This window comes from Amycolatopsis sp. NPDC004169, assembly GCF_040610315.1.
In the GTDB taxonomy this organism is placed as follows: Bacteria; Actinomycetota; Actinomycetes; order Mycobacteriales; family Pseudonocardiaceae; genus Amycolatopsis.
Genome location: NZ_JBEXMD010000102.1, coordinates 1 through 2,676, shown reverse-complemented (window position 1 = coordinate 2,676; position 2,676 = coordinate 1). Strand labels below are relative to the sequence as shown.

The following is a 2,676-nucleotide window of genomic DNA, read 5'->3' as shown; positions in this document are numbered from 1 at the left end:
CGGTGCCCCTCGCGAGGGGCACCGCCACGGCATTTTCCGTCGTTGCGCAGGTCCGTCAGGTCACCACGCCGGGGACGACCCGGGGCGGCCAGCAGTCGGCGGCGAGCAGCCCCATCGAATACGCCCGGGAGACCAGGGCCGGCCGGTTCGACACCCGTAGCTTCCGCAGCATCGAGCCGACGTGGTACTCCACGCCCTGGCGGCTCAGGTACAGCCGGCTGGCCAGCTGCACGGTGGACGCACCGGCCGCCACCCCTTCCAGGATCCGCCCGTCGAGCTCGGTCAGCAGCGCCTTGCGGGCGCGTGAGCGGCGGCGGCCCTGCTCGGGGACCTCGGCCTCCTCGGCGATCACGCCGTCCGGGCAGACCAGCACGACGATCGACGACAGCTCGTCGGTCTCACCTCGCACCGCCACCGCGGTCAGCTCGCCGGAGAACAGGTTGTCGGGCCCGTACATCCCGAGCACGCGCTCGGCGAAGCGGTTGTGGCCCTGTTTCACCAGGCCGGCGAAATGCCGGTCCAGCACGGCCTGCGTGCCCGGGTGCAGCAGTTCGTAGAGCCCGCGCCCGCAGACGTCGGCCGAGCTCCGGCCGAACTGCTCGAAGAACTCGTCGTTGGCCGCCACCACGGTCAGGTCCGGCAGCAGGCTGGCCATGCAGGTCTTGGTGTCGGCACCGTCGGACGGGTTCGGCTTCACGGCGAGACCGGAACCTGGTACCGCAGTCGCACTTTCCATCATCACCATCACCGACTTTCCGGCAGTTCCAGAGTGGGACCGCCCTCAACCTGAATCGCGGCAGCAGTTCCCCGGCCACCGCGCCCGGCTCGCACTCAGCCGGGCTGTCTCCCTGGGCGCAGCGCCGCAGGAGTCCTGTTCTGTGTCAACCGATGTCCGCGGCACAGCGGGCCGCCATCGAGGCATCCGTCAGCGGGCGCACCCGCTCGGGCCGGAGGTCTGAGCGCCGCCGTCGCGGCCGCTCGGGGGGCCGGAGCCGGTGGCACCGACGCCGGTTTCCCGGTGGAACCGGATCGCGTCCGCGGTCGGCGCCGTGCTGGTCTCGGCAGACAAGATCGGCTCCCTCCTCGATCACGTTCCGGCTCGCGTGGTGACCACACCCGGGGGCGTCCGGAGCCCCGGGATTTGCCGGCCCGACGCCAGGTGGGCGTCACCGGGGGTCGTCACCGATCGGTGAGCCTCCACCGGTACCGGGCACTCGCCACCGTGGCGGCCGCACCGCGCTGGAAAGCGGCTCCGGCTTCGCCCGTGACGACGATCTCCTTGACGTTTCGCCTCGTTGATCGCATGTTGGACGCTACTTGGGTTCGTATGGCTTTGGCAAGGCTTCGTGTGACTAAGGGTGCGATTCACCGACCATGTCAACGTTTTCCCCAGAAAAACAGCCACAGATCTGCTCGTCGGGGACAGAAGCCACAAAAAGCGGACACCAAACCAACACAGCGCGTTGGCTCGGTTCTCGTGAACCGTTACGCTGGGCAACGAACCGACTCGGCCCCACCGCACCGACCACTCCGGACTCCGCACCGAAGGCGATGACGATGTACGCAGAAGAACGGCAGCGTGTGTTCCTGGACCGGGCGCGCACCAACGGCCGCGTCGACGTGGCCGAGCTGGCCGCCGAGTTCTCGGTCACCACCGAAACCGTGCGCCGCGACCTCACCGTACTCGAACGGCACGGCCTCCTGCGCCGCGTCCACGGCGGCGCGATCCCGGTCGAACGCCTCGGCTTCGAACCCGCCCTCGCCACCCGCAACACCCTGATGGCCACGGAAAAGGACCGGATCGCCAAGGCCGCCATCGCCGAAATCCCCGAAGAGGGCGCCATCCTGCTCGACGCCGGCAGCACCACCGCCCGCCTCGCCGAGCACCTCCCCGCGGACCGCGAACTGACCGTCGTCACCAACTCCGTGACCATCGCGATGACGCTGTCCACCCGCCCGCACATCACCCTCATGCTCGTCGGCGGGCGGCTGCGCGGCCGCACCCTCGCCGTCGTCGATTCCTGGGCCCTGCAGGCCCTCCGGGACACCTTCGTCGAGGTCGCCTTCATGGCCACCAACGGACTGTCCCTCGAACGCGGGCTCACCACCCCCGACAACGCCGAAGCCATGGTCAAACGGGCCTCCATCAGCTGCGCCCGCCGCACCGTCCTGCTCGCCGACCACACCAAGGTCGGCAACGACCACTTCGCGCGCTTCGCCGACCTGTCCGACGTGGACACGTTCATCACCGACGACGGGATCGACAAGCACGTGGCCCGGGACCTGGCCGGCGCCGGCCCGCGCATGGTCATCGCCTGAGCGCGGCACCCCCGGGCCCGTCGCCGCACCCCGGACCGTTCCACCTCGTTCGAGCGTGGATCGATCACCGCCGGGCACCGCCCGAGGCCGGCGCGTGTGCCCGGACGTACCCACCGAGGCCGGGAAACGACGAACGCCGCGGCTCCGCCCGAGGTGGGCGAAGCCGCGGCGAAGTACCCGCGTGGGTGTCCGGTGAGCCGTCCGGACAGTGACCAGAACGGCTCACCGGAGATCCGGGTGCGCGCCCGGGGTCCGCAGTGGATGAAGTGCCCGGCGCCCCTGGCCGCGGACTGCACCGGCCAGCTGTCCGGCCCGGTCGCCGGCCCCGAGCCGTAGTTCAGCCGGTAGTCCGGTTCG

The 2,676-nt window shown here is 70.5% G+C and carries 4 protein-coding genes; 2 read left to right on the top strand and 2 right to left on the bottom strand.

Features of this window, described 5'->3' with window-relative positions:
- Positions 1 to 55 precede the first annotated feature (55 nt).
- Positions 56 to 697 carry a LuxR C-terminal-related transcriptional regulator gene (locus ABZX11_RS48130; protein WP_254896618.1) on the bottom strand — a complete coding sequence of 214 codons (642 nt, stop codon included), beginning with the start codon at positions 695 to 697 and terminating at the stop codon, positions 56 to 58.
- A 228-nt stretch (positions 698 to 925) separates the two neighbouring features.
- Positions 926 to 1,069, bottom strand: a complete 144-nt coding sequence (locus ABZX11_RS48125; protein ID WP_354925912.1) for a hypothetical protein — start codon at positions 1,067 to 1,069, stop codon at positions 926 to 928.
- 488 nt (positions 1,070 to 1,557) lie between these two features.
- On the opposite strand from ABZX11_RS48125, the gene ABZX11_RS48120 reads away from it, so the two are divergent.
- Together ABZX11_RS48120 and ABZX11_RS48115 are read left to right on the top strand one after the other, a co-directional pair.
- Positions 1,558 to 2,319: a DeoR/GlpR family DNA-binding transcription regulator gene (locus ABZX11_RS48120; protein WP_354925909.1), complete on the top strand. Its 762-nt coding sequence runs from the start codon at positions 1,558 to 1,560 to the stop codon at positions 2,317 to 2,319.
- Positions 2,320 to 2,511: 192 nt separating this feature from the next.
- Complete coding sequence (locus tag ABZX11_RS48115) at positions 2,512 to 2,655, top strand: hypothetical protein (protein ID WP_354925906.1); 144 nt, start codon at positions 2,512 to 2,514, stop codon at positions 2,653 to 2,655.
- The last annotated feature ends 21 nt before the right edge of the window (positions 2,656 to 2,676 follow it).

What these genes read in the sequence shown, in the direction of transcription:
- ABZX11_RS48120 (WP_354925909.1), top strand. Translation starts at nt 1,558, where the DNA reads ATGTACGCAGAAGAACGGCAGCGTGTGTTCCTGGACCGGGCGCGCACC.